General features: G+C 71.8%; 19 protein-coding genes. 14 read left to right on the top strand and 5 right to left on the bottom strand.

All coding sequences use genetic code 11. The annotated features are described in order from the left end of the window. The first annotated feature begins 192 nt into the window (after nucleotides 1–192). Genes PVK37_RS19515 through PVK37_RS19545 form a run of 7 tightly spaced genes read left to right on the top strand, consistent with a single transcriptional unit; the run spans nucleotide 193 to nucleotide 8942 of the window. A complete protein-coding gene (locus tag PVK37_RS19515) occupies nucleotides 193–1218 on the top strand; it encodes a Gfo/Idh/MocA family protein (RefSeq protein ID WP_275028945.1) in 1026 nt (341 codons plus the stop codon). Between the two features lie 6 nt (nucleotides 1219–1224). Continuing rightward, nucleotides 1225–2571: an ABC transporter substrate-binding protein gene (locus PVK37_RS19520; protein WP_275028946.1), complete on the top strand. Its 1347-nt coding sequence runs from the start codon at nucleotides 1225–1227 to the stop codon at nucleotides 2569–2571. Nucleotides 2572–2611: 40 nt separating this feature from the next. Beyond that, nucleotides 2612–3448 carry a carbohydrate ABC transporter permease gene (locus PVK37_RS19525; RefSeq protein ID WP_275028947.1) on the top strand — a complete coding sequence of 279 codons (837 nt, stop codon included), beginning with the start codon at nucleotides 2612–2614 and terminating at the stop codon, nucleotides 3446–3448. After that, nucleotides 3448–4281: a carbohydrate ABC transporter permease gene (locus PVK37_RS19530; protein ID WP_275028949.1), complete on the top strand. Its 834-nt coding sequence runs from the start codon at nucleotides 3448–3450 to the stop codon at nucleotides 4279–4281. The genes PVK37_RS19525 and PVK37_RS19530 overlap by 1 nt, the downstream gene beginning before the upstream one ends. 1 nt (nucleotide 4282) lies before the next feature. Continuing rightward, complete coding sequence (locus PVK37_RS19535) at nucleotides 4283–6484, top strand: hypothetical protein (RefSeq protein WP_275028950.1); 2202 nt, start codon at nucleotides 4283–4285, stop codon at nucleotides 6482–6484. Further along, nucleotides 6484–8055: an amidohydrolase family protein gene (locus PVK37_RS19540; RefSeq protein WP_275028951.1), complete on the top strand. Its 1572-nt coding sequence runs from the start codon at nucleotides 6484–6486 to the stop codon at nucleotides 8053–8055. The genes PVK37_RS19535 and PVK37_RS19540 overlap by 1 nt, the downstream gene beginning before the upstream one ends. Then, the gene (locus tag PVK37_RS19545) at nucleotides 8055–8942 is read left to right on the top strand and encodes a fumarylacetoacetate hydrolase family protein (RefSeq protein WP_275028953.1); all 888 of its coding nucleotides are present in this window, start codon (nucleotides 8055–8057) and stop codon (nucleotides 8940–8942) included. Before PVK37_RS19540 ends, PVK37_RS19545 begins: the two co-directional genes overlap by 1 nt. Before the next feature lie 59 nt (nucleotides 8943–9001). On the opposite strand, the gene PVK37_RS19550 is transcribed toward PVK37_RS19545, so the two are convergent. The 3 genes from PVK37_RS19550 to PVK37_RS19560 all read right to left on the bottom strand — a co-directional run bounded on the left by PVK37_RS19550 (nucleotide 9002) and on the right by PVK37_RS19560 (nucleotide 12146). Then, complete coding sequence (locus PVK37_RS19550; RefSeq protein WP_275028954.1) at nucleotides 9002–10336, bottom strand: hypothetical protein; 1335 nt, start codon at nucleotides 10334–10336, stop codon at nucleotides 9002–9004. A gap of 47 nt (nucleotides 10337–10383) precedes the next feature. Continuing rightward, complete coding sequence (locus PVK37_RS19555; protein ID WP_275028955.1) at nucleotides 10384–11556, bottom strand: AraC family transcriptional regulator; 1173 nt, start codon at nucleotides 11554–11556, stop codon at nucleotides 10384–10386. Nucleotides 11557–11840: 284 nt separating this feature from the next. Then, a complete protein-coding gene (locus PVK37_RS19560) occupies nucleotides 11841–12146 on the bottom strand; it encodes a hypothetical protein (protein WP_275028956.1) in 306 nt (101 codons plus the stop codon). Nucleotides 12147–12368: 222 nt separating this feature from the next. On the opposite strand from PVK37_RS19560, the gene PVK37_RS19565 reads away from it, so the two are divergent. Both PVK37_RS19565 and PVK37_RS19570 read left to right on the top strand, forming a co-directional pair. Continuing rightward, nucleotides 12369–13841: an MFS transporter gene (locus tag PVK37_RS19565; RefSeq protein ID WP_275028957.1), complete on the top strand. Its 1473-nt coding sequence runs from the start codon at nucleotides 12369–12371 to the stop codon at nucleotides 13839–13841. Continuing rightward, nucleotides 13802–14689: an SPFH domain-containing protein gene (locus PVK37_RS19570; RefSeq protein WP_275028958.1), complete on the top strand. Its 888-nt coding sequence runs from the start codon at nucleotides 13802–13804 to the stop codon at nucleotides 14687–14689. Before PVK37_RS19565 ends, PVK37_RS19570 begins: the two co-directional genes overlap by 40 nt. A gap of 128 nt (nucleotides 14690–14817) precedes the next feature. Here PVK37_RS19570 and PVK37_RS19575 read toward each other — a convergent pair whose 3' ends face one another. Next, nucleotides 14818–16131, bottom strand: coding sequence for a helix-turn-helix domain-containing protein (locus tag PVK37_RS19575; RefSeq protein ID WP_275028960.1), 1314 nt, complete (start codon nucleotides 16129–16131; stop codon nucleotides 14818–14820). A 254-nt stretch (nucleotides 16132–16385) separates the two neighbouring features. Between PVK37_RS19575 and PVK37_RS19580 the strand changes: the two genes are divergently transcribed. The 3 genes from PVK37_RS19580 to PVK37_RS19590 all read left to right on the top strand — a co-directional run bounded on the left by PVK37_RS19580 (nucleotide 16386) and on the right by PVK37_RS19590 (nucleotide 19405). Further along, complete coding sequence (locus PVK37_RS19580; RefSeq protein WP_275028961.1) at nucleotides 16386–16706, top strand: NUDIX hydrolase; 321 nt, start codon at nucleotides 16386–16388, stop codon at nucleotides 16704–16706. A gap of 99 nt (nucleotides 16707–16805) precedes the next feature. After that, the gene (locus tag PVK37_RS19585; protein ID WP_275028962.1) at nucleotides 16806–18773 is read left to right on the top strand and encodes an ABC transporter ATP-binding protein; all 1968 of its coding nucleotides are present in this window, start codon (nucleotides 16806–16808) and stop codon (nucleotides 18771–18773) included. An 11-nt stretch (nucleotides 18774–18784) separates the two neighbouring features. After that, entirely contained in the window at nucleotides 18785–19405 is a 621-nt protein-coding gene (locus tag PVK37_RS19590; protein ID WP_275028963.1) for an AAA family ATPase, read from the top strand. Between the two features lie 232 nt (nucleotides 19406–19637). Here PVK37_RS19590 and PVK37_RS19595 read toward each other — a convergent pair whose 3' ends face one another. Further along, complete coding sequence (locus tag PVK37_RS19595; RefSeq protein WP_275028965.1) at nucleotides 19638–19898, bottom strand: hypothetical protein; 261 nt, start codon at nucleotides 19896–19898, stop codon at nucleotides 19638–19640. A 289-nt stretch (nucleotides 19899–20187) separates the two neighbouring features. On the opposite strand from PVK37_RS19595, the gene PVK37_RS19600 reads away from it, so the two are divergent. Beyond that, nucleotides 20188–21009: an SAM-dependent methyltransferase gene (locus tag PVK37_RS19600; protein ID WP_275028967.1), complete on the top strand. Its 822-nt coding sequence runs from the start codon at nucleotides 20188–20190 to the stop codon at nucleotides 21007–21009. A gap of 290 nt (nucleotides 21010–21299) precedes the next feature. Continuing rightward, the gene (locus PVK37_RS19605) at nucleotides 21300–22913 is read left to right on the top strand and encodes a flavin monoamine oxidase family protein (protein WP_275028969.1); all 1614 of its coding nucleotides are present in this window, start codon (nucleotides 21300–21302) and stop codon (nucleotides 22911–22913) included. The last annotated feature ends 29 nt before the right edge of the window (nucleotides 22914–22942 follow it).

Genomic DNA, 22942 nt, shown 5'->3' on the forward strand with positions numbered 1-22942 from the left:
TATCTGGCCGGGTGCGACTCAAAGCCGCCCGGAAGACCGTAGATCAGCCTGCACCGGGCCGGTCAAGAGCTCAGGACCAGCGCCGGAGCACCAGAACAACAACGGGACCGCCAGCACATGAACGGTGGTTGTCGCGCCCGGCACCCCCTGCGTACGGTCATCGCACTACACAGCGAGTGAGGGAGGCCGTACGTGGATCCGTTGATGGTCGGCATCGTCGGAACGGGCATCATGGCGCGGACGCACGCCGCGGTGCTCGCCGCGTACCACCGCAGCGCGATCGGCGGCTGGGCGACCCGGGACGCCTCCCGCGCCACCGACCTGTCGCAGTTCGGGCCCGCCCCGCTCTTCCCGGACGCCGCGACCCTCGCCCGGCACCCCGGGGTGGATGCCGTCCTCGTCGCCACCCCGGACCACCTGCACGCCGAGGCGGCCCTGGCGGCCATCGAGGCGGGCAAACACGTGCTGATCGAGAAGCCGCTGGCCACCACCGCCGCCGACGCCCGCCGGATCCGCGACGCGGCGGCCGCCCAGGACGTGACCGCGATGACCCTGTTCAACCACCGCTGGGTGCCGGCGTACTGGCAGGCCAAGGAGCACACCGCCGACCGGCGGCACGGCCGACCGGTGCTCGCGTACGCGCGCAAGAACGACACCCGGTACGTGCCCACCACGATGATCTCGTGGGCGGCCCGGACCACCCCGTCCTTCTTCCTGTCCAGCCACGACCTCGACCTGCTGCTGTGGTACTTCGACGACCGGGTGGTGGAGGTGTACGCCACCGCCGTGCACGGCGTGCTGCGCGGACTCGGCGTCGACACCCCCGACGCGGTCCAGGCGCAGATCCGGTTCGCCGGCGGCGCGGTCGCGACGCTGGAGGCCTGCTGGACCTATCCCGACACCTTCCCGACCATGACCGACTCGTTCGTCGAACTCGTCTTCGAGGGCGCGGTACTGCATCTCGATCGCAAGCGGGAGCAGTTGGAACTCGCGACCGAGGAGAGCTACAGCTTTCCCCGCAACCAGCTCGCCGGCCGGGTGGGCGGCAGGCCCTCCGGCTCCGTCGCCGCCGCCGTCGCGCACTTCGTCGACGCGGTGCTGGACGGGACTTCCCCCCTCGTGACGCTGGACAGCTCGGTCCACGTGACCGAGGTGCTGGTGGCCATCGACGAGTCGTGGCGCAGTGGTCGGCCGGTAACCGTTGATCAAGAAGGGTGAACACTTATGAAGATCCGCGGAGCGGCACGCCTCGGCGCCGCCCTCGTGGCCGGCGTCATGCTGCTGTCCGGCTGCATGTTCAGCGGTTCCGAACCCGCTGACGACTCCGCCGCAGCCGCCGACCCGGCCAAGCTGACCGGCGAGTTCGAGGTGGTCAGCTTCTATCCGGCCGGTTCGCCCGACTACCAGCGGCTGGAAGGGCTGGCCCGGGAGTTCGAGGGCCGCTACCCCGACGCGAAGGTGAAGCTGGTGTTCGGCGGCGGCCAGGACGTGCCGCAGATCCAGGCCCGCTGGCGGGCCGGCAACCCGCCCGAGGTCAACTTCGGCTTCTTCGGCCGGCTCGCCGGCAACCCGGACGGCATGACCTACGTCGACGCCGGTCAGGTCCAGCCGCTCACCGACGCGATGAACAAGCCGCTGGCCGGCTACGACCAGCCCTGGAAGGACGCCGTCCTGCCGGCCGTCCGTAGCCAGCTGACCGCGCCGGACGGCACCTACTACGCCGCCCCCGACGCCGTCACCACGATCCAGTTCTTCTACAACAAGAAGATCTTCTCCGACCTCGGCGTCCAGCCGCCGACGACCATCGACGAGCTCTTCACCGTCGCCGACAAGGTCAAGGCCGGTGGGGTCGCGCCGTTCGCGGTGACCGGCACCTTCGCCCCCTACCTCCAGCTCTACCTCGACTACCTGCTGCTGCGCCGGGCCGGTGGGCAGAACGTGCTCGACGCGATCGACGGCAAGAAGGACTTCGCGTCGCTGCCGGGCGTCCGGGAGGCCGCCGCCGACCTGGAACGGATGGTCGACAACGGGTACTTCCTGGAGAACTTCCGGTCCACCGACTTCACCGCCGCGCAGCTTGCCTTCTTCCAGGGCAAGTCGGCGATGATCCTGATGGGCTCCTGGCTGATCGGCGAGATGAAGCAGAGCATCCCCCCGGGCTTCGAGGTCGGCACCTTCCCGTTCCCGACGATCCCCGGCGCGGCCGGCGACCAGACCGGCGTCTTCGGCGGGGTCAACCTCCAGACCGTCGCCAAGCAGTCGAAGAACCCGGCGCTCGGCATCGCCTGGCTCCAGTTCCTCGCCGAGAAGGGCAACCAGCAGAAGTTCGTCGAGCAGACCGGCAACATCTCGGCCTACGCCGGGGTGCCCGCGCCCGCCGGCTTCGAGGCCCAGGCGGGACTGCTCAACCAGGAGAACGCCTTCTGGCCGTCGTACTTCGCGGCGCTGAGCCAACCGACGGCGGTCAAGGACGCCTACGGGGTACCGATCACCAGGGTGTTCTTCGGTGAACTGGACGGTGCCGGGCTGGTGACCGAGATCAACGACGGGCTCCGGAAGGCACGGGGCTGACGCGATGGCACGGGTGATGGCACGGCGGCGGGTCGGAATCGTGGAGCGTCAGAAACGGCGGCTCGTCGTCCCGTTCCTGCTGCCGGCCTTCGCCGCGTACGCGTTCTTCATGCTCTACCCGGCGTTCAGCACCTTCTACGTGGCGCTGACCGACTGGAACGGGGTCAGCGCGCCGGACTTCGTCGGGCTGGGCAACCTGACCGAACTCGCCGCCGACGAGACGTTCCGGTCGACCATCGGCAACACCGTGACGTTCGTGGTGATCGGGGCGATGATCCTCTTCCCCGGCGCGTTGTTCTTCGCGTACGTCACCCAGAAGCTCCGGTTCGGCAAGGTCTACCGGTTCTTCATCCTCGCCCCGGTCGTGCTCTCGGTGACCACCGCGGCGCTGCTGTGGAAGTTCCTGCTGAACCCGAACTTCGGCGTGGTCGGCGTGGAACTGCTCGGCCAGCCGTCCACCGCGATGCTGATGGTGGTGCTGGCCACGGTCTGGCACGGCATCGGCATCTGGATGCTGCTGTTCGCGGCGGCGTTCGAGCGGGTGCCGGTCGAACTGCGTGAGGCGGCCACCCTGGACGGCGCGTCGGCGTTCCAGGTCTTCCGGCACGTGGTGTGGCCGCTGATCTGGGACGTGACCCGGACCCTGCTCATCCTCTGGATGATCCAGGGCCTGCAGACCTTCGCCTTCATCATCGCGATGACCGGCGGTGGCCCGCTCCGGTCGACCGAGGTGATCGGCACGTACCTGTACGGCGTCGCCTTCACCGAGGGCCGGTTCGGCTACGCGGCGACCATCGCGGTGGTGCTCTTCGCCGCGATCCTCACCCTGACCCTGTCGGTCAACCGGCTGACCAAACGGGAAAGCGAGCAGTACTGATGAGGGTGCGTCCCGGACGTGTCGCGCTGCACCTGGCGCTCGCGTCGTACTGCCTCACCTCGGTCGGGGCCTTCGTCTGGTGCGTCATGGTGTCGCTGAAGACCAACCCGGAGTTCTTCTCCACCAGCCCCTGGTCACCCCCGGTGTCGCCGCAGTTCGACAACTACGCCCAGGCGTGGAACACCGCCCAGATCAGCCGGTTCTTCGCCAACAGCCTCTACACCACGGTGACCAGCGTGGTACTCGGGCTGCTGATCTCGGTGATGGCGGCGTACGTGCTGGCCCGGGTGGACTTCCCGGGACGCGGCCTGCTGCGGATGGTCTTCCTCAGCGGCCTGATGATGCCCGGCTTCCTGGTCATCGTGCCGCTCTACTTCCTGCTGCGGGACCTGGGGCTGCTCGGCACGCTCAACGGACTCGTCCTGGTCTACGTCGCCTCGCACGTGCCGTTCAGCGTGTTCATCCTGCACAGCTTCTTCGCCTCGCTGCCGAAGGAACTGGAGGAGGCGGCGTACGTCGACGGTGCCTCGCCGAGCCGTACCTTCTTCCGGATCATCCTGCCGCAGGCCATGCCGGCCGTCACCGGGGTGGCCCTGCTCAACACCCTGACGTCCTGGAACGAGTTCTTCTTCGCGCTGGTGTTCCTCACCGACGAGGCCGCGCAGACCATCCCGGTCGGGATCCTGGGCCTCCAGGTCAACGCGCAGTACGCGGCGAACTGGGTGCAGCTGTTCGCCGGCCTCGTCATCACGATGCTCCCGGTGCTCGTCCTGTTCGCGGTCGCCCAGGACCGCATCGCGCGGGGACTGAGCACCGGAGCGCTGAAGGGCTGACATGAGACTGCTGGTGCGCGAGGAGGTCGGCGTCGCCCGCGACGCCGAGGTGGTGGTCTGCGGGGTGCCCCGCCCCGACACACCCGCCGGCACCCCGCTGGTGGTGCGCACACCCGACGGCGGGACGCTGCCGGTCCAGGTGCTGGGCGCGGCCGGCGACTGGACGGCGGTGGCCTTCCCCGCCACCGTCGGCCCGCTCGGCACCGTCGAGTACACGCTGACGGCCGGCACGGCCCAGCCGACGGTCACCGTCCGGGCCGTCCCCGGACCGGACGGCGTCGACGTCGACACCGGCGCGGTGCGCTTCCAGGTCCGCCCCGGTGCCGTCGACCCCCTGGCCGGGCTGCCCGGCCTCCGTTCCGCCCGGATCCACCTGGTCGGGCCCGACGGGGTGCCGCACGTCGCCACCTGCGAGGCCGCCGACGTGACGGTCGTGCACGACGGGCCGTTGCAGGCCACGGTACGGCTGACCGGCCGGTACCGGGCCGCCGCCGTCGGGTCGTGGGCGTTCCAGGCGGACGTGACGGCCACCGCCGGCGCCGGCCACGTCGACCTTGACCTGCGCGTGGTCAACGACACCGACGAACCCGAGTCGGCGGTAGCCGAGTGGCGGGTCGACATCGGCACCGCCGCGGTGACGGCGGCCGAGTGCGGCGTCTTCGACGTGACGCACCGGACGACCGCGCCGTTCACCCTGCGGCACCGGGGCCAGGGGCACGCCCGGGGCATCTTCGCCACCGCCGAGGTCGCCGCCGCCGAGGAGGCCGACGCCGCGACCCGGTGGCAGGACGCCAGCGTGGCCGGCTACCACGACCGCTGGGAGTGGGCCGAGCTGCACGGCCGGCAGGCCACCAACTGGGTGCTCACCGAGACCCCGCAGGGCACCGTCACGGTCGCCGTGCACCGCTTCGGTGAGAACCATCCCGGCGACGTCGCGGTCGGCCCGGACGGGATCACCGTACGGTTCTGGCCCACCGACGCCGGCGAACTGCGGATGACCCAGGGCGCGGCCAAGACCCGCCGGCTCCGGGTCGGCGTCGGCGCCGACCGGCGGGCCGGCCTGCGGCTCGACCATCCCGTGGTGCCGTTCCCGGCCGACGCGCTCGACACCACGGCGGTGCCCCGCATCCTGCCCTACCGGCCCGACCGGTACCCGCACCTGGAGGCGCACATCAGGGAGGAACTGTTCGGCTGGTACCAGTACGGGCAGTCGCGTGGCTTCCACGACCTCGGGGACAGCGTGCAGGGCATCACCGTCGGACCGCGCACCGGATACTCGGCCAACAACGAACACGACGCCCTGTACGCGCTGACCCTGCACTACCTGCGCTCCGGTGAACGCGCCTACCACGACTCGGCCGAGGCGTACGCCGACCACCTGCGGGACATCGACCTGATCCACCACAGCACCCGTAACCCGTACGAGGTCGGCGGGGTGCGGGCGCACGGCCGGGCGCACCTGCACTACGTCCGGGCGCGTACCCCGCACGGCGAGATCTGGACCTCCGTCGACACCGGACACGTCTGGACCGAGGGGCTGGTGCTGTTCGGCCAGGTGTCCGGGGACGGCCGCTACCTCGACGCCGCCCGCCGCATCGGCGACTGCCTCGTCCGGTTGCACGAGATCGGCTGGACCCGGCCGGAACCCGGTCCCCGCAACAGCGGCTGGCCGCTGATCGCGCTCGCCTCCCTGGCCCGCGCCACCGGGGAGGCCCGCTACCTCGACGTGGTCGGGCGGATCGCCCGGCGGGCGGTCGCCGCCCAGCACCCGGACGGCCGCTGGCTGATGCGCCTCGGCCTGCACGACGATTACTGCGCGTGGCAGAACGCGGTCCTGCTCACCGGCCTGGCCCGCACCCTGGAGATCGCCGACGACCCGACCGTACGGGCGGCGTTCCTGGCCGGCTGCCGGGCGCTGGTCGACCTCGGCCGCAACCCGGACGGCACCTTCGTCTTCCTGGGCCGGTTCGACTACCGCTGGGCCAACCGGTCGGCGCTGATCCGGGAGGCGCTCGCCTGCGCGTACGACGCGACCGGCGACGACGGGTACCTGCGGGCCGGGTTGCACGGCGGCGACCGGTGGTACCGGGCGCACGGGGCACCACCGGCCCTGAGCAACGACATCGCCGAGTGGCGGGGACACCTGCCGTTCCTGGCCCGCGCCCACGACGCCGGGCTGCTCACCGACCTCGGGGGTGCCTGATGGCCGTGGACGTCAACGTGACCGTCGGCCCGTGGCCGACCGACGACCACGAGCAGTGGTCGACCGGCGACGTGTCCGCGCACTGCGACCGGTTCGGTCTGGCGGCTGTCGTGGTCCGGCACAGCGTCGCCGTCCGGTACGACCCGGCCGAGGGCAACCGGCGGTTGGCGGCGGAACTGGCCGCCGCCGCCGATCCCCGGCTGCTGCCCGGGTACGTGCTGGGACCGCTCGACAGCGGTGAGCACGGTGCGCCGGCGGACCTGCCGGAGCGGCTGCGCGCCGACGGGGTGCGCGCGGTGTGGCTGTTCCCCCGCAGCCACGGTTGGTCGCTCGCCGGCCCCGAGGCCCGGTCGCTGCTGGGCGCGTTGCGCCGGGCCGGGTTGCCGGTCCTGGTCGAGCTGGACGAGGTCGACTGGTCCGAGGTGGACGAACTGGCCGCCGCCGCACCGGAACTGAACGTGGTGGTCTGCGGGGTGGGCTACCGCAGCCTGCGCCAACTGGTATCCGTGCTCGACCGCCGGCCGTCGGTGCACGTCGACCTGTCGTTCCTGGCCAGTCAGGACGGCCTGGAACTGCTGGTCGGCCGGTACGGCCCCGGCCGCCTGCTGTGGGCCTCCGGTGCGCCGTCGCGGGATCCTGCCGGTGCGGCGTACCTGTGGCGGCACAGCGACCTGGACGGCGCGGCCCGGGCGGCGGTCGCCGGCGGGAACGCCCGCCGGCTGCTGGGGCTCCCGGCCGCCGGAGCACCGCCGTCCGTCGACCCGGGCTGGCCGGCCGGCCCCGGCGGGGACGTCGTCGACGCGCACGGACACATCGGCGCGTGGCCGTCCTGCTGGGTTCCCCGGGAGTCGGCCGACGACCTGGTCGCCGCGATGGACCGGGCCGGGACGACCCAGGCGGTGATCTCGGACCTGCTCGGCATCTGGGCCGATCCGGTCGCCGGCAACGCCCGGATGCTCGCCGCCACGGCCGGCCATCCCGGTCGGCTCTACGGCTACCTGGTGGCCAGCCCGCACCGGCCACAGGACGAGCCTCTGCTGGAGCGGCAACTGCGTGAGCCGGCGGTGCGCGGCTTCAAGGTGCACCCGCACACCCACGAGTGCGCGCTCGACGACCGTCGCTACGAATGGATCTGGGCGCTCGCCCGCCGGCACGGCGTGCCGGTGCTCGGGCACGGCTTCGCCGGTACCTGGCACAGCGACCCGTACCTGTTCGGGGCGGTGGCCGAGCGGCACCCCGACCTGGTGCTGTTGGTGGGACACAGCGGCGCCACCGTGGAGGGCTTCCGGCGCACCATCGAGGTGTGCCGGCGGCACCCGAACGTGTACGCGGAGACCTGCGGCTCCTGGCTCACCGGGCGGTGGCTGGGCCGGCTCGTCGACGCGCTCGGCCCGCAACGGGTGCTGCACGGCACCGACGCCTGCTTCATCGATCAGCGGTACGGCCTCGGACGGGTGCATGGGGCCGCGCTCACCGACCACCAACGCGCCCTCGTTCTCGCCGGCAACGCCCGCCGGTTGTTGCAGCTACCTCTGCCCCCGCAGAGGCTCTTGCCCCAGGGAGGCAACTGATGTTCCTTGCCCGCGTCCGGACCGACGACGACCAGGTGGTCCTCGCCGCCCAGGTCACCCCCGACACGCTGCTGCGCCTCGACGCGCTGGGCGTCGTGGGCGACGATCCGGTGGCCGTGCTCCGTGAGTGGGGTGCCGAACCGCTTGCCGAGAAGGTGCGGCAGGCGGTGGCCGGCGGCGGTGCCGAGGGCGCCGTACTGCCGGTCGGTGCGGTACGGTTCGAGTCACCGGTGCCCCGTCCGCAGAAGATCATCTGTGTCGCGCTGAACTATCTCGCGCACGCCGAGGAGGGCGACCAGGCCGTCCCCGAGGAACCGGTCATCTTCTTCAAGCCGCCGTCGTCCCTGGTCGGTCACGGTGCGACGGTGCACTGCCCGAGCCGGTCGCAGCGTCTCGACTACGAGGTCGAACTCGCGGTCGTCATCGGCTCCACCGCCCGGGACGTGCCGGCTGAGCAGTGGCAGCGGGTGGTGCTCGGCTACACCGTCCTCAACGACGTGACCGCGCGCGACCTGCAACTGGTGGCGATCGACAAGAACCAGCCCTGGGACCACAGCAAGGGCTTCGACACGTTCGCCCCCTGCGGGCCCTACCTGGTCACCGCCGACGAGGTCGCCGATCCGATGACCCTGGACCTGACCCTCACCGTCGGCGACGAGGTGCGCCAGCGGTCCAACACCCGGCACATGGTGTTCGGGATCCCCGAGCTGATCGAGGTCATCTCGCACGGCATCACGCTGGAACCCGGCGACATCATCGCCACCGGCACCCCGTCCGGGATCGGCCCGGTGCCGCACGGCGAGGTGATGACGGCCACCGTCGAGGGTGTCGGCACCCTCGCCAACCCCGTCGTCTACGACCGTCAGCTCGCCCCGGTGGCGGGCTGAACGTCCCTGTCGGACGGCCCCCGGGACCTCGGTCCCGGGGGCCGTCCTGTCGTGCGGGCTCAGCGGAACCGGACGTACAGCAGCGGCTGGAACGCCGACTGGCCGGCCGACTGGCCGGCCATCAGCATCCCGGTGGCGGGACGTCCCGGGGCGTGGTAGCCGGGCGGGGTGCGGCTGCCCGAACGGGCTTGCAGCAGGTTCGGCCACAGGACCGACGCCACTCCCTCGACCGGGTGCCGCGAGATCGTCCAGCGCACGCCGTCATGGCTGTGGGCCACCACCAGCGACGCGCCGGACGAGGTGAACACCATCCGGGTGCCGTCCGGTCGGACCAGCAGCTGGCTGTGGTTGTCCAGCGGACCGACCGCGACCGGGGTGCCGGCCAGGCCACGCTGGTAGTAGAGGGTGCCCACGCCGCGGTCGCGCCGGTAGAACACCGCGTGCACCTCGCCCGCGGCGTCGACGGTGATGTCGGCGGCGTCCACCCAGTTGCCGTCCCCGTCCGGCATGGGATTCTCGGTCAGGTAGGTACGGCTGCCGAAGGTCCGGCCGAAGTCGGTCGAGTGCCACAGTGTCGCCCCGTCGAGGTAGGCGGAGTTCGGTGTGCCGAGGACGTACTGGCTGAACGACAGGTACACCTCGCCCGGGGCGACTCCCGGCTGCACCCGGGGGTAGAGCCAGGCCCGGCCGGGTGGCGGCGAGCCCACCCGGGTGGTGTGCACGTCGGTGCCGGTCCGGGTGTCGAAGACGTTGACGTGCAGGTCCCAGTTGTCCACCGCGTACGCCGTGTAGAGGTAGCGCCCGTCCCGGGACATCGCCAGACCCTGGTAGTAGCGTTCCGGCCCGGCTCCGGCCGGGGTGGCGCTGCGGGCCGTGTGGTCGGTGAACCGGCCGGGGTCGACCGAACCGTCGGCGAGCCGGTCGGCGAAGGTGAGCCGGACGGCGTACACCCCGGCCAGGTCCGCACCCGGGGCCGGCGCGACGCCCGGATAGCAGGCCGCGCCGGTGAAGCAGGCGACCTGGAGGTGGAGGCGTCCGGCACCGTCGACGAGCAGCCCGACCGGCTGGTAGACGTGCCCGGGCAGGGCCACCACCTCGGTCCAGGTCCGCGAGTCCGGGGACTTCCAGACGCGGGCGCTCCACGGGTACTGTGTCCCGTCCCCGTCGAGGGTCGCGGCGTAGAACCAGCGGCCGTCGTACACGACCTTCGGGATCTGTGCCCCCCAGGTGGGCACGACGTTGGTGACGCGGAGGGAATCCGACACCACCGACACCTGTACGGCACCGGTCCGGCCGGTGGGCATCCCGGCGACGGGGTGCGGCGCGGCAGTGGTCGCCACGATCGCGGCCACGGCTGCGGCGGCGACACGGGCGGTAATACGGTTGGCTGACATGGGTCGACGCTAGGGACGGCAGGGCCTGGTCAGGGGGACCGCCCTTGTCATCCTGCGGTGGGAAACTTGCCCTGTCCGCCGTAGTGCCTCCGGTATTCGGTGGGGGTGACGTTGAAGGTGCGCTTGAACAGCACCCGCAGGCGCTTCGGCGAGCAGTAGCCGACCCGGTCGGCGATCGCCTCCACCGGCAGGGACGTCTGGGCCAGCAGCAGCCGGGCGTGGTGCATCCGCACCCCGGTCAGGTAGCGCAGGAAGGTGGTGCCCAGTTCCCGCTGGAACAGGTGACTGATGTAGAAGGGGCTGACGAAGACGGCCTGGGCCACCGTGGACAGCCGGAGGTCCTCGGCGTAGTGGTCCCGGATGTACTGCTCCACGAGGGCGAGCACATGCCGCCCGGGAGCCTGCGGCGTCTGCGTCTCGATGATCCGGTCGAACAGCTGGGACAGCCAGAGCAGCAGGTAGGACCGCTCGTGGATGTCGAACATCGCCAGCAGTTCGTCGAGCGCGAACCGGTCGAAGGCGTCGACCCAGTCGGCTGACCCGTCCGCCAACCGACGCTTGCCGGCGACGTCGAGCGCGTACATCAGCTCCGCGCCGATCCACCGCCGCAGCAGGTCGGGTGTGACCCCGTCGGTGCGGGCCACCCGATCGATCCACCGACCCAACGCCTGTACCGCGCCGGCGGCATCCCCCTCCCGGATCAGCCGGCCCAGGTCGTGCTCCACCCGTTCGGGGAGGGTGGCCGCCGCCGTACCGGACCGCCCCCGGCAGTGGTAGATCCGGTTGCCGCCGTCGACCAGCTTGCGTTCGACGGCGCGGACCGCCTCCCGGGTCGCGGTCTCCAACCGGGCCGGTCCGGCGTGCGGGTTGCTGACGCTGAGCGTCACCGACACCCCGGTCTCGTCGGTGACCCGCCGACGCAACCGGTCCGCGTAGCCGAGCGCGTCGGCCAGCAGGTGGTCGCCGGTCTCGCCGGAGAGGGTCACCACCCACGAGTCCGCCGGGACGAACGCCAGCCGCGGCTGACCGGGCAGCTCCCCGAGCAGCGCCTCGGCGATCTTGTGGGTCTGTGCGACCTGACCGGCCGCCCAGTCGTCACCCTGGGAGATCCGGCCGACCTCGAAGTCGTCGATGTCCGCCACGACGACGACGAGCAGGCCGGACCGGGCGTCGTCGGTCATCGCGACCGGTTGGCCCAGGACGGTGCTGGGACGGAGCATGGTGCCTCCCGACAGCCCCGGCCACCGGCCGGCTGCGCCGGCGTGGCGGCTCAGAAGCGGAAGCTAAGGGTCTTGCCGTTACCCTCGCACCGTCGCCAGCCCACGACCAGGTTCCGGACGCGACGAACTGCGGGACCGGCCGACACCGACCGGTTCGGTGGATCTTCCGCTGGCCGTCCGGACCAGGCGTGCTGAGCTTTTCGTGTGGGCCGCCCGGTCTGTTCACACGTGGGCCGTCGCGGTGAGGACCCGCCACCGGCCCCGTCGACGACCCGTCGGTGGTGTCAGGCGGCGCGCAGCACCGACCCCGGCAGCCGTCGGGGCAGGTGCTCCCCGGCGGTCCCGGCACCGGGCACGAGGTCGTCACCTGCGGCATCACCCGTACGGGCCAGGAGCATCGCCTGCTCCGCCTGGCGCAGGGCCGGGCACGGGCCGGGCTCGTCGGGGCAGGCGAGGTTGCCGCACCGGCCCGACTCGTCAGGCTGGTGGGCGCGGGCCACGTCGAACCCGAGCCGCCACAGCAGCGGATCGGTCACATCGGCGGGCAGGTCCACCTGCTCGCTCGGGCGGTTACGGGAGGCGCTCGGCACGGCTACCCCTTTCCTGGACAGGTACCCCTCAAGGGTTCACCAACTCCGGCCCACGCTAAACCGTCCGCGCACGTGTGCTTGATGACATTCCCGCCGGTCGGGAGCGGTACGATCGCGGGCATGACCTGGCGATGTTGATGCCGATCCGGTGACCACCGTTCCCGTGGGCCGCCGCGTACGCCGTACCTCCGGCGTCCGTGTCGTCCCCTGCGGGAAGGTCCCATGCTGCCCTCTGCGTCGTCTCCCGCCCCCGCCGTCCGTCGGCTGGCGGCCGCCCTCTACGGGTACGCGTTCCTCGGGGAACTCGTCCTGCTCTATCCGTTCTTCGCGCTGCTGTTCCGCGACACCGGGCTGACCGTCGCCCAGATCTCCACCCTGTTCATGATCTGGACGGTTGCCGGCGTCGTGCTGGAGGTGCCGTCCGGCGCGCTGGCCGACACCGTCTCCCGCCGGCTGCTGCTCGTCGTGGCGCCCCTGCTCGCCGCCGCCGGGTTCGTGCTGTGGACCGCCGTCCCCTCGTACCCGGCCTTCGCCGCCGGTTTCGTGCTCTGGGGCGCCGGCGGCGCGCTGGCCTCGGGCACCCTGGAGGCGCTGGTCTGGACGGAACTGGACCGGCTCGGCGCGACCGACCGGTACGCCCGGCTCACCGGCCGGGCCCGCACCGCCGAACTGCTCGGCGTGATGACCGCGGCGGCCCTGGCCGGGCCGGTGCTCACCGCCGGTGGACACCGGGCCGTGGGGGCGGCGAGTGTGCTCGCCTGTCTGCTCGCCGCCGTCGTGGCGACCCGGCTGCCCGAGCACCGCCCCACCCCGACCCCCGGCCCCACCTCGACTGCGGGCCCCACCTCGACCCCCGGCTTCATCCCGACCGGCGTCGTCGACACCAGCGTCACCGGCAGCACCCCGACCGGCTCCGCCCCGACCGGTGCCGCCCCGAGCAGCGCCGTGGCCGCCGGCATCGCCGCCGGTCCGTTGGCCGGGCCGGGCGGCGACCGTCCCGACCTGGGGTGGTGGGGGAGCCTGCGCGCCGGGGTGACCGAGACCCGCACCAACCCCCGGGTACGCGGTGCGGTCCTGCTCGTACCCGCCGTCGGTGCCGTGTGGGGCGCCCTCGACGAGTACACCCCACTGCTGGCGGTGGAGACCGGGGTGGCGGAGGCGACCGTGCCGCTGCTGCTCCTGCTGACCTGGGCCGGGCTGACCCTCGGTGGGCTGCTCGTGCCGGCGGCACACCGCCTCGGCGGGTACGCCCAGCCGGTGCTGCTGACCGTCGCCGCCCTGGCGCTGGCCGGCGGGGCGGCCTCCGGACACCCGGCCGGGATGGCGCTGGTCGGGGTGGCGTTCTGCGCGTTCCAGATCGCCACCGTCCTGGTCGACGAGCGCCTGCAGGCCCGGATCACCGGGCCCAGCCGGGCGACCGTCACCTCGCTGGCCGGGATGGCCGAGAACCTGGCCACCCTGGCCACCTACGCCGGGTACGCGTGGGCGGCCACGGCGTACGGCCACCGGTGGGCGTTCGTCCTGGCCGCCGCGCCGTACCTCGTCCTGGCGGCGGCGCTGCTGTTCCGGGGCCGACGGCGCGACCAGGACTGGCCCGGTACGCAGCGGGTATGCGCCGCCCCGGGAGGCGGACGCCTGCCGGAACCGGAGGGGACATGGGAGCCGTCGTCATCGCAGTGGTCGTCGTCGCGGTGATCCTGACGATCCTGGCGATGCTGAGCGTCCGGCTGGTCCAGCAGTACCAGCGCGGCATCGTGTTCCGGTTCGGCCGGGTACTCGACCGGATCCGGCAGCCCGGCCTGCGCCTGATCGTGCCGATCGCCGACCGGATGGTGCGGGTCAGCATGCAGACGGTCGTGATGGGCGTCCCCGCGCAGGGCGCGATCACCCGGGACAACGTCACGCTCACCGTCGACGCGGTGGTCTACTACCGGGTGGTCGACCCGGTGAAGGCGCTGGTCAACGTGCGGGACTACCCGTCAGCCGTGCTCCAGGTGGCGCAGACCGCGCTCCGGTCGGTGATCGGCCGGGCCGACCTGGACACCGTCCTCGGCGACCGGGAACGGATCAACGCCGAGCTGAAGGCGGTGATCGACGCGCCGACCGAGAAGCCGTGGGGGCTACTGATCGAACGGGTCGAGGTCAAGGACGTGGCGCTGCCCGAGTCGATGAAACGGTCGATGTCGCGGCAGGCCGAGGCGGAACGGGAACGCCGGGCCCGGGTGATCGCGGCGGACGGGGAGTTCCAGGCGTCCCGCCGACTCGCCGACGCGTCCCGGGCGATGGCGGCTACGCCCGGGGCGTACCAGTTGCGGCTGCTCCAGACGGTGGTGGACGTGGCGGCGGAGAAGAACAGCACCCTGGTCATGCCCTTCCCGGTGGAGCTGCTGCGCTTCCTCGACCGGTTCGGTGCGACCGGTGCCGCCGGGACCGCCGGAGCGGCCGGGCCCGGGAGTGCCGCCGGACCGGAGAGCGGCGAACCGGGTGCACCGCGTCCCGACGGCCACCGCCGGCCGCAGGAGCCGGCCCCGCGCGCACGGTGAACGCCCGGTCAGCGGGGCCGGCGGACGGTGCCCTCGTCCCGGACCGGTTCGTCGCTCCCGTGCACCTCTCCGTCCGCCCCGAGGTCGAAAGGGCGCATCAGCCCGACCACCTGGTCGGCGCCGGCTGCTCAGGTCGACGATCGTGGGTCCGAGGGTGGTGCCGCGCCGGGGTGGGTGCGTTCGGCGAGCAGCTCCGCGACGTGCTGTAGCCGGGGGTGGTGGCGCAGGGGGCGGGCGGCGGCGAGGAACTGGTGGGTGCGTTGGTGGACGGATTCGAAGCGGTGGTCGGCGGTGAGGGCGAGTGCTTGCAGCGCGAGTTCGGCCGCGTGGTCGGGGTCGTCGGCGTGCAGGTGGGCGGTGGCCAGGTCGAGGCGGCTGAGCGCTTGCGGGCCGCGTAGTTGTGCGGTGTCGAAGGCGGCGATGGCGGTGGTGAGGTGGCCGGCGACGTTGGTGGTGTGGCCGAGGGCCAGGTATGCGGTGGCCGCGTTGGCGGCGGTCCGGGTGGGGCAGTAGGGGCCGAGGGTGAGGCTGGCGCTGACCTGCCCGGCCGACGGGTACTCGGTCAGCAGGTGGAACGCGCGGTCGACGGCGCGGTCGACGCCGTGCCGGTCGCCGAGGCGGGCGAGCGCCCGCGCCTGGCCGTTGATCGTGAGGCGGATCCGGTGTGGGCCGGTGCCGGCGTGGCGTAGGCCGTCTTCGGCGTAGGCGAGAGCGTCGCGGTGGTTGCCGGTGTAGAAGGCGATCAGGCTCTGGGTGGCGCGGGCCCAGGCCCGGGTGTCGGGTTGCTGGGCGGCGTGGGCGAGGTCGAAGGCTTCGGCCGCGTAGGTGTGCGCGACGCGGAAGACGCGTAGGTCCAGGGTGAGCGCGGCGAGGAGCCCGGACAGGTGCGCGGCGGCGGTGTAGAGCCGGGCGCGTTGCGGTGGGTGTTGCCGGGCGGCCATCAGGTGGTCGACGTAGGCCCGCAGTGGACGCAGCCGGGCCACGAGGGTGGCCGGTGGGCAGCGTTCGTTGTCGGCGATCGCCTGCCGGACCTCGTGTTCCAGGTGGGCCAGCCGCGCGTCGTCGTCGGTGGTGCTGGTCAGCGCCGACCGGCGGGCGGTGATGGTGTCCTCAGGCTCCCACCACACCGGTGTGTTCCCGCCGGTGAGGTTGGTGCTGCGGGGCGCAGCCGCCGGGCGGTGGTGGCGACGGTGATGGTCCAGGTCGGCGATGCGGTCGTATTCGGCGGTCAGCACGCCACCGGTGCGTAGCACCTGGTCGCAGCGGGTCCAGAACGGCCGCTCGGGGTACTGGCGGCCGGTCTCGGTGTTCGCCACCGAGCTGCGCCCGTACTGCACCAGCCGGGCGAGCGCGTGTTGGGTGTGGCCGGCGTTCCTGCGTAGCTGGGCGAGGAGGCGGCCGAGCGCGCGGCGGGCGGTGGTTGTCTCGCCGTGGTCGCCCATCGCTGCCACCCCCGGTCGCTGCGGTCACGATGAGCGAACACCATAGCTGCTGCCGGTGACACTTTCGCCTGTCGGTGACCGCCTTCGCCTTGCCGTCGACAGCGGTCGCGCGGGTCACGGTTGCGGTGTCGGCAGGTCGGGGCGGCGGCGCTGCCGAAGCTGGCCTGGTGTCGGAGTTGGTGTCGGAATCTGCCGACAATGTCGGCGCACGGCGCTGCGGGCGTGTCGCCCCGACCCCGTCCTACGGTCCCTGCATGCCCTCCGAACGCCGCGACGTCACCGCCGAGCTGCCCGGTAAGCGGATGGCCGCCGGGCTGCTGATCACTGACGCGGACGAGCGGGTTCCGCTGGTCGAACCGGTCTGCAAGGCGGAGTGGGAGGTCGGCGGCACTCTCGACGCCGGCGCGACGAAGCGGATCGTGGTGCCGCGGGGAGAGTCGACGGGCTGGGCGTGGGCCGACCCGCTACCGACCGCCCGGCGGTTACCGCCGCTGCTGGCCCGCCGTGTCGCCGAAGCGCTGTGCGCCCGCGCTGACGGGTGCTGCCACCTCGAAGTCGGCGTCCGGGTCACCTGACCGCAGAGCACCCGGGGGCGTCTGCGCGCCCTCGCCGGCCTCCATCGACACACCACCATCCGCCGTAGTTCACCCTGCTCACCTTCGGGAGGTACCGCCATGCCCACAACCGACCCCGACCGTGCACCCGCCCGTCCCGGACCTTCGCAGCGGGATTCGGTGCTGCCGGAGCTGCGGGAGGTGTGGTGGGAGACCGGTGTGCGGGCGCGGGCGCAGGCCGGCCTGTTCGCCGTCTTCTCCGAACTGCCCCGGCTGGTCGGGGCCGCGCTCGTGGTGAGCTGGCGTGCCGACCGGGTCCGGACGTCGGTCGTGGCGGCGACGACGGTGGGCGCGGGGGTGATGTCGGCGTTCGGGCTCCTCGCGGCCCAGCGGGTGCTGGTGGAGTTGTTCGCCGGCGGGCCGACCGCCGACAAGGTGCTGGCCGCGCTGCCCGCCCTGGTCGCGTTGGCGGCGGTGACCGCGTTGCGCGCCGGCATGGCCACCGCGATGGGGTACGCGCAGAACGGCCTGACCCCGAAGGTGGACCGGGAGGTCGAACGGGGTCTGTTCGAGGTGACCACGGCGGTGCGGTTGGAGGCGTTCGACGCCGACGCGTTCGCCGACGACATGGAACGCGCCTCCCGCGGCGCGGACTCCACCACCGGGCTGGTGCAGGCGTCGATGAACCTGCTCGCCGGTCTCGCCGGGGTCCTCGCCGTCGCGGTCGCCGTCGTGGTGATCCACCCACTGCTGCTGCCCGCACTGCTGGTGGCGACCGTGCCGAACGGATGGGCGTCGCTGCGCGCCGGACACCTGCGCTACCAGACGTACGCCGCCGGGTCGGTACGCCGTCGACGGTTGTGGCTGCTGCACCGGTTGATGGCCGAACGTGACTCCGCCCCCGAACTGCGTTCCTACGGGCTGCGTGGGTTCCTGCTCGATCAGTACGACCGGGTCATGGCCGTCGAGACCGGTATCCAACTCGCGCTGGCCCGCAGGGTCACCACGACCACCACCGTGGGCGCGATGATCGGCGGCGTGGCGACCGCCGTGGTCTACGTCCTGCTCGGTCTGCTGCTCATCGACGGTCAGATTCCCCTCGCCGCCGCCGCGACCTGTGTCATCGCCGTGCAAACCGCGCAACGTTCCCTGTCCGTGGTCACCTTCCAGGTCGACCGGGTCTACACCGAGGGGCAGCACTTCCGCGACTACACCGGCTTCATGACCCGCGCCGCCGACTACCTGCCACCGCACACCGGCCCGGCTGCCCAGGCGCCGGCCACGGACCGGCTGGAGGAGATCACCGTCGACGCGGTGAGCCTGCGCTACCCCGACCGTGACACCGCCGCCGTCGACCAGGTCACCCTTACCATCGAGGCGGGACAGACGGTGGCGTTCGTCGGGGAGAACGGCTCCGGCAAGTCCACCCTCGCCACCATGATCGCCACTCTGCGTACCCCCACCGACGGCACCATCCACTACAACGGGCGGCCTTTGCAGGAGTGGGACACCGACGCGCTGCGGGCGCGGATCGGGGTCGTGACGCAGGAGTACCACAAGTGGCCGTTCACCGCCGCCACGAACATCGCCGTCGGCGACATCGCCACCACCGCCGAGCAGACCCGGATCGAGTCCGCCGCCGCCCGCGCCGTCGCCCACGACATGATCGCCGAGCTGCCCCACGGGTACGAGACGCTGCTCGACCGTACGTTCGCCGGCGGGCAGGACCTCTCCGGCGGTCAGTGGCAGCGCATCACCGCCGCCCGCGGTTTCCTCCGCGACGCCGATGTGCTGATCATGGACGAGCCGTCCTCCGCCCTCGACCCGCGCGCCGAGAACGCCCTGTTCCAGGCCATCCGGGACCGGCAGGGGCGTGGCATCACGATCCTGATCACCCACCGGCTGGCCAACGTCCGCCACGCCGACCGCATCTTCGTCCTGCACCACGGCCGTCTCGTCGAGTCCGGTACCCACGACCAGCTCATGAGCGCCGACGGACGGTACGCCGAGCTGTTCACCCTCCAGGCCGCCGGCTACGACACCACCGCGCCTGGCACGACGGTGCCCCGACAGATCGCCACCGCCTGATGGAGCAGGCCATGACGACGTCGAACCCCCCGAAGCCCGTACCTCCGACGCTGGTGGTCATCAGGGGGAACTCCGGCAGCGGAAAGACCACGGCCGCCCGCGAGGCCCGCCGTCGCTTCGGACGCGGTGCGGCTCTGCTGGAGCAGGACTACCTGCGCAGAATCGTGCTCCGGGAACACGACAGCGCCCACATCCAGCCGGTCGCCCCGACGTTCATCACCGCGACCGCGCGCACCGCCCTCGACCTCGGCTACCACGTCATCCTCGAAGGCATCCTGCACACCGGACGCTACGCCACCGTGCTGCACCAGCTCATCGACAACCATCCCGGACCGGCCGCCGTGTTCTACCTGGACGTGTCCTTCGACGAGACCGTCCGCCGCCACCTCGACCGCGACGAGCCGATCCCGGTCACCCCCGACGAGATGCGTACCTGGTACACCCACCGCGACCTGCTCGACATCCCCGGAGAAATCGTCATTGCCGAAACCAGCACCGTCGAGCAGACGGTCTCCACGATCCTGCACGCCAGCGGCCTCACCAACGCCGCAGCGCAGACGCCCTGCCCAGAACGGTGCTCGCAGTGCGCCCGCACAGCCCACCAGACGACCGCCGCAACGGTGGCTCCTTGACACCGCGCATGGGCCGGGACTCCAGCACCTCACAGCTGGCGAGTAGATCGACCATTCGACCGTGGTCAAGGCAGGGCCGTTCGGCTGACTGCGCGGATCCCCGGGCGCCACCCGCACCTCACTGCGCTGTGGTGTCCGCCCGTTCGGCCTGCCGGGGTGCGGTCGGCGACCTCGGTGGCGGCAGGGCGGGACGCGCGGGCCCGGCACATGCCGCCACGACCGGATCCGGTCGCTACCCCGGCAGCCAGGCCCGGAAGTACCAGCCGTTGTACGCGCTGTCAGGCAGGGTGCGGTATTCGCAGTTGCTGCTCACCTCGCCCCAGTAGCTGGCATCGATGCGGTAGAGCTCGCACTCGTCGTAGGTCACGAAGTAGCCGTGCCAATCGAACTGCACGGCGGCGGCCGGGGCCGGCTGGACGGTGAAGCTGACGGTTGCCGCGGTGGCGGCGACCACCGCGAGACGGGTAAGCCGTCGGCGGAGCGGCTGGGGCATGGCGAGTCCCTCCGGTGTGATGGATCTGCCCGAGCATCATAAATCCACGCTTGCCGATCGGTGATCCATCATCCGGGCAGCACGGACCCGCCAACATCGGCGGATGTCACCCGCCGCTGGCACTCTGACGCGCGGCCGTAGCCAGGCCGGTCCCCAGGTGAACGAGTCCGAGCGTCGGCGGCCCCACCGAGCGCTCGGATCCGTGACCGGTCCACAGAGGATCCGGGCACGGAGCGTGGCGGTGTAGGGTCGCCTGCACGAGGGGCGGCATTGTTGTACGGAGGCTTTGGTGGAACGTCGTGGCGAGGATCCTCGCGGAGTCGATCTGCGAACGGACCGGGCGCACGGCGCACGCATCTACGACTACATCCTGGGCGGCAAGGACAACTTCGCCGCTGACCGCGAGGCCGGCGAGGGCTCGTTGCGGATCTGGCCGGCGTTGCGGGTTCACATGCAGGCCAACCGGTCCTTCATGCACCGGGTGGCGCGTTTCCTGGCCGACGAGTGCGGGATCCGGCAGTTCCTCGACATCGGCACCGGGCTGCCGACGTCACCGAATCTCCACGAGATCGTGCAGTCGGTCGACCCGGCCGCACGGGTGGTCTACACCGACAACGATCCGCTCGTGCTCGCGCATGCGCGTGCGTTGATGGTCGGGACGGCGCAGGGACGTACGGCCTACGTGGCGGCGGACATGCGCGACCCGCAGACGATCGTCTCCGCTCCGGAGTTCCTGCGGACCCTCGACCTGAGTCAGCCGGTGGGGCTGTTGCTGATCGCGATCGTGCACTTCATCGAGGACGACGGGGAAGCGCTGCGGGTCGTACGGCAGGTTCTGGACGTGTTGCCGTCGGGCAGCTATCTGGCGATGTCCATCGCGACCGACGAGTTCGACCCGGTTCCGCTGGCCGAGGTCCAGCGGCAGTACAACAGGCTCGGTGAGACCCTCGTCTTCCGTGACCGTGCCACCGCGCTGGGGTTCTTCGACGGTCTGGAGTTGGTCGAGCCGGGGCTGGTCCAGGTCCACAAGTGGCGTCCGGACGGGTCCGAGGCTGCCGGGATCGCGGACAGGGACATCGCCATGTACGGGGCGGTCGCGCGTAAGGCCTGAACCTGGCGACCGGTCGGGATGACGGGCGCGACGGCGAGGAGACTGCCGGCCCGACTCCGCGTCCGGACCCCGCCGGCCGTCTGCTCCTTGCTCGTTCACGACCGACACGTGCCGAGCCGAACGGCGGCGGCGGACGCGGGACAACCGATCTGCCCCGATGGGCCCCTGGCTCCGTAACCGGAAAGGCGATCTACCAGCGGGTACGTGACGCGGCCGACCTCGGGACGATCCGCCGGCTTAACGAAGGCTTCTTAGCGTCCGGGTTGATCAACCCCACACCCGGAGGCCTGATGAGCCAGACCCGCAGGGACTTTCTCCGTCGCGTCGGTATCGCCGGTGGTGCCGGCGTCATGCTGCACAGCATGGGCGCGCTCGGTTTGACCAGCGCGCACGCCGCGGAGACACCACCGTTCACACCACCGAAGAGGAGCGACCTCGGCCGGCACGGCCGCAAGACGGTCATCGTGATGGGCGGTGGCATCGCCGGCCTCACCGCGGCCTACGAACTACTCAAGGGCGGGTACGACGTCACCGTCCTGGAGGGGCGCGGCCGGCCCGGCGGTCGTAACCGGACCGTCCGGGGCGGAGACACCATCACCGACCTCAAGGGGCAGACCCAGCGGGCGACCTTCTCCAAGGGCCAGTACATGAACGCCGGCCCCGGCCGCATCCCGCAGATGCACGTGACGATCGACTACTGCCGGGAACTCGGCGTCCCGATCGAGGTCTTCACCAACCAGAACGCCGACGCCTTCCTCTACCGCGAGAACGTGCCGGGTGCCCTCAACGGCGTCCCGGTCCGGCACCGGGCCGCCAAGGCGGACGCCTACGGGTACACGGCCGAGCTGCTCGCGAAGGCGACCGACCAGGGCTCGCTCGACCAGTACCTCACCGCCGAGGACAAGGAGCGCCTGCTGTCCTACCTGCGCAGCTTCGGTGCCATCGGGCCCCGGGTCGCCGGCGACCCGGCGGCCAGCTTCCGGTACACCGGCGGCGGGCGGCGCGGCTACGCCACGCAGCCGGGAGCCGGCCTGGAGTCGGGCACCACCATCGCGCCGTACGCGATGTCCGACCTTCTCGCCTCGACCGTGGGCAACTACTTCTCGTTCGAGATGGGCTTCGACCAGGCGATGATGATGTACCAGCCGGTCGGCGGGATGGACAGGATCGCCTACGCCTTCGCCGCGGCGATCGGCGCCCGCCGGATGCGCTACAACGCCGAGATCGTCGAGTACCGCAACACGACCTCGGGCGTCGAGGTCGTGTACACCACCCCGGACGGTCCGAAGAAGGCGGTCGCCGACTTCGCGATCAACACCATTCCGCCGCACATCGCCGCGAAGATCAGCTCCAACCTGCCCACGGCGGTCGTCACCGCCCTCGGGTCGGTGAGCGTCACCAACGCCGGCAAGATCGGCATCGAGTACGACCGCCGGTGGTGGGAGCAGGACTTCCGCATCTACGGCGGCATCACGAACGCCAACACCAACCTCGGGAACATGTGGCACCCGTCGTACGGCTACAACGGCGAGCGGGGCACCATGATCGGCTACTACAACACCGGCGGGAACGCGAACTTCTACGGCAACCTGACCCCGGCGGAGCGCCTGGCCGAGGCGGTACGGCAGGGCAAGAAGATCTTCGGCGACGTGTACGGCGAGGGGATCACCGCCTCCTACTCCCGGGACTGGGCCTCCACGCGGTTCTCCGAGGGGGCGTGGGTCGGCTGGCCCGGCGCCGTCGGTGGGCAGACCGGTGCCGCGTACCGCAGTCTCCTGGAGCCGACCGGCAACGTCTACTTCGCCGGCGACCACCTCAGCCACGCCATCGCCTGGCAGCACGGCGCGATGGTCTCCGCCCGCGTCGCCGTCGAGTCCCTGCACGCCCGCGTCACGGCCGCATGAGTACGCCTGCCACCCCCGGCCGCCCCCGC

This window comes from Micromonospora cathayae (assembly GCF_028993575.1).
GTDB lineage: Bacteria > Actinomycetota > Actinomycetes > Mycobacteriales > Micromonosporaceae > Micromonospora > Micromonospora cathayae.

What these genes read in the sequence shown, in the direction of transcription:
- PVK37_RS19595 (WP_275028965.1), bottom strand. Translation starts at nt 19,898, where the DNA reads ATGCCCCAGCCGCTCCGCCGACGGCTTACCCGTCTCGCGGTGGTCGCC.
- PVK37_RS19550 (WP_275028954.1), bottom strand. Translation starts at nt 10,336, where the DNA reads ATGTCAGCCAACCGTATTACCGCCCGTGTCGCCGCCGCAGCCGTGGCC.
- PVK37_RS19585 (WP_275028962.1), top strand. Translation starts at nt 16,806, where the DNA reads ATGCCCACAACCGACCCCGACCGTGCACCCGCCCGTCCCGGACCTTCG.
- PVK37_RS19520 (WP_275028946.1), top strand. Translation starts at nt 1,225, where the DNA reads ATGAAGATCCGCGGAGCGGCACGCCTCGGCGCCGCCCTCGTGGCCGGC.
- PVK37_RS19580 (WP_275028961.1), top strand. Translation starts at nt 16,386, where the DNA reads ATGCCCTCCGAACGCCGCGACGTCACCGCCGAGCTGCCCGGTAAGCGG.
- PVK37_RS19545 (WP_275028953.1), top strand. Translation starts at nt 8,055, where the DNA reads ATGTTCCTTGCCCGCGTCCGGACCGACGACGACCAGGTGGTCCTCGCC.
- PVK37_RS19605 (WP_275028969.1), top strand. Translation starts at nt 21,300, where the DNA reads ATGAGCCAGACCCGCAGGGACTTTCTCCGTCGCGTCGGTATCGCCGGT.
- PVK37_RS19530 (WP_275028949.1), top strand. Translation starts at nt 3,448, where the DNA reads ATGAGGGTGCGTCCCGGACGTGTCGCGCTGCACCTGGCGCTCGCGTCG.
- PVK37_RS19590 (WP_275028963.1), top strand. Translation starts at nt 18,785, where the DNA reads ATGACGACGTCGAACCCCCCGAAGCCCGTACCTCCGACGCTGGTGGTC.
- PVK37_RS19540 (WP_275028951.1), top strand. Translation starts at nt 6,484, where the DNA reads ATGGCCGTGGACGTCAACGTGACCGTCGGCCCGTGGCCGACCGACGAC.
- PVK37_RS19565 (WP_275028957.1), top strand. Translation starts at nt 12,369, where the DNA reads ATGCTGCCCTCTGCGTCGTCTCCCGCCCCCGCCGTCCGTCGGCTGGCG.
- PVK37_RS19575 (WP_275028960.1), bottom strand. Translation starts at nt 16,131, where the DNA reads ATGGGCGACCACGGCGAGACAACCACCGCCCGCCGCGCGCTCGGCCGC.
- PVK37_RS19570 (WP_275028958.1), top strand. Translation starts at nt 13,802, where the DNA reads ATGGGAGCCGTCGTCATCGCAGTGGTCGTCGTCGCGGTGATCCTGACG.
- PVK37_RS19535 (WP_275028950.1), top strand. Translation starts at nt 4,283, where the DNA reads ATGAGACTGCTGGTGCGCGAGGAGGTCGGCGTCGCCCGCGACGCCGAG.
- PVK37_RS19555 (WP_275028955.1), bottom strand. Translation starts at nt 11,556, where the DNA reads ATGCTCCGTCCCAGCACCGTCCTGGGCCAACCGGTCGCGATGACCGAC.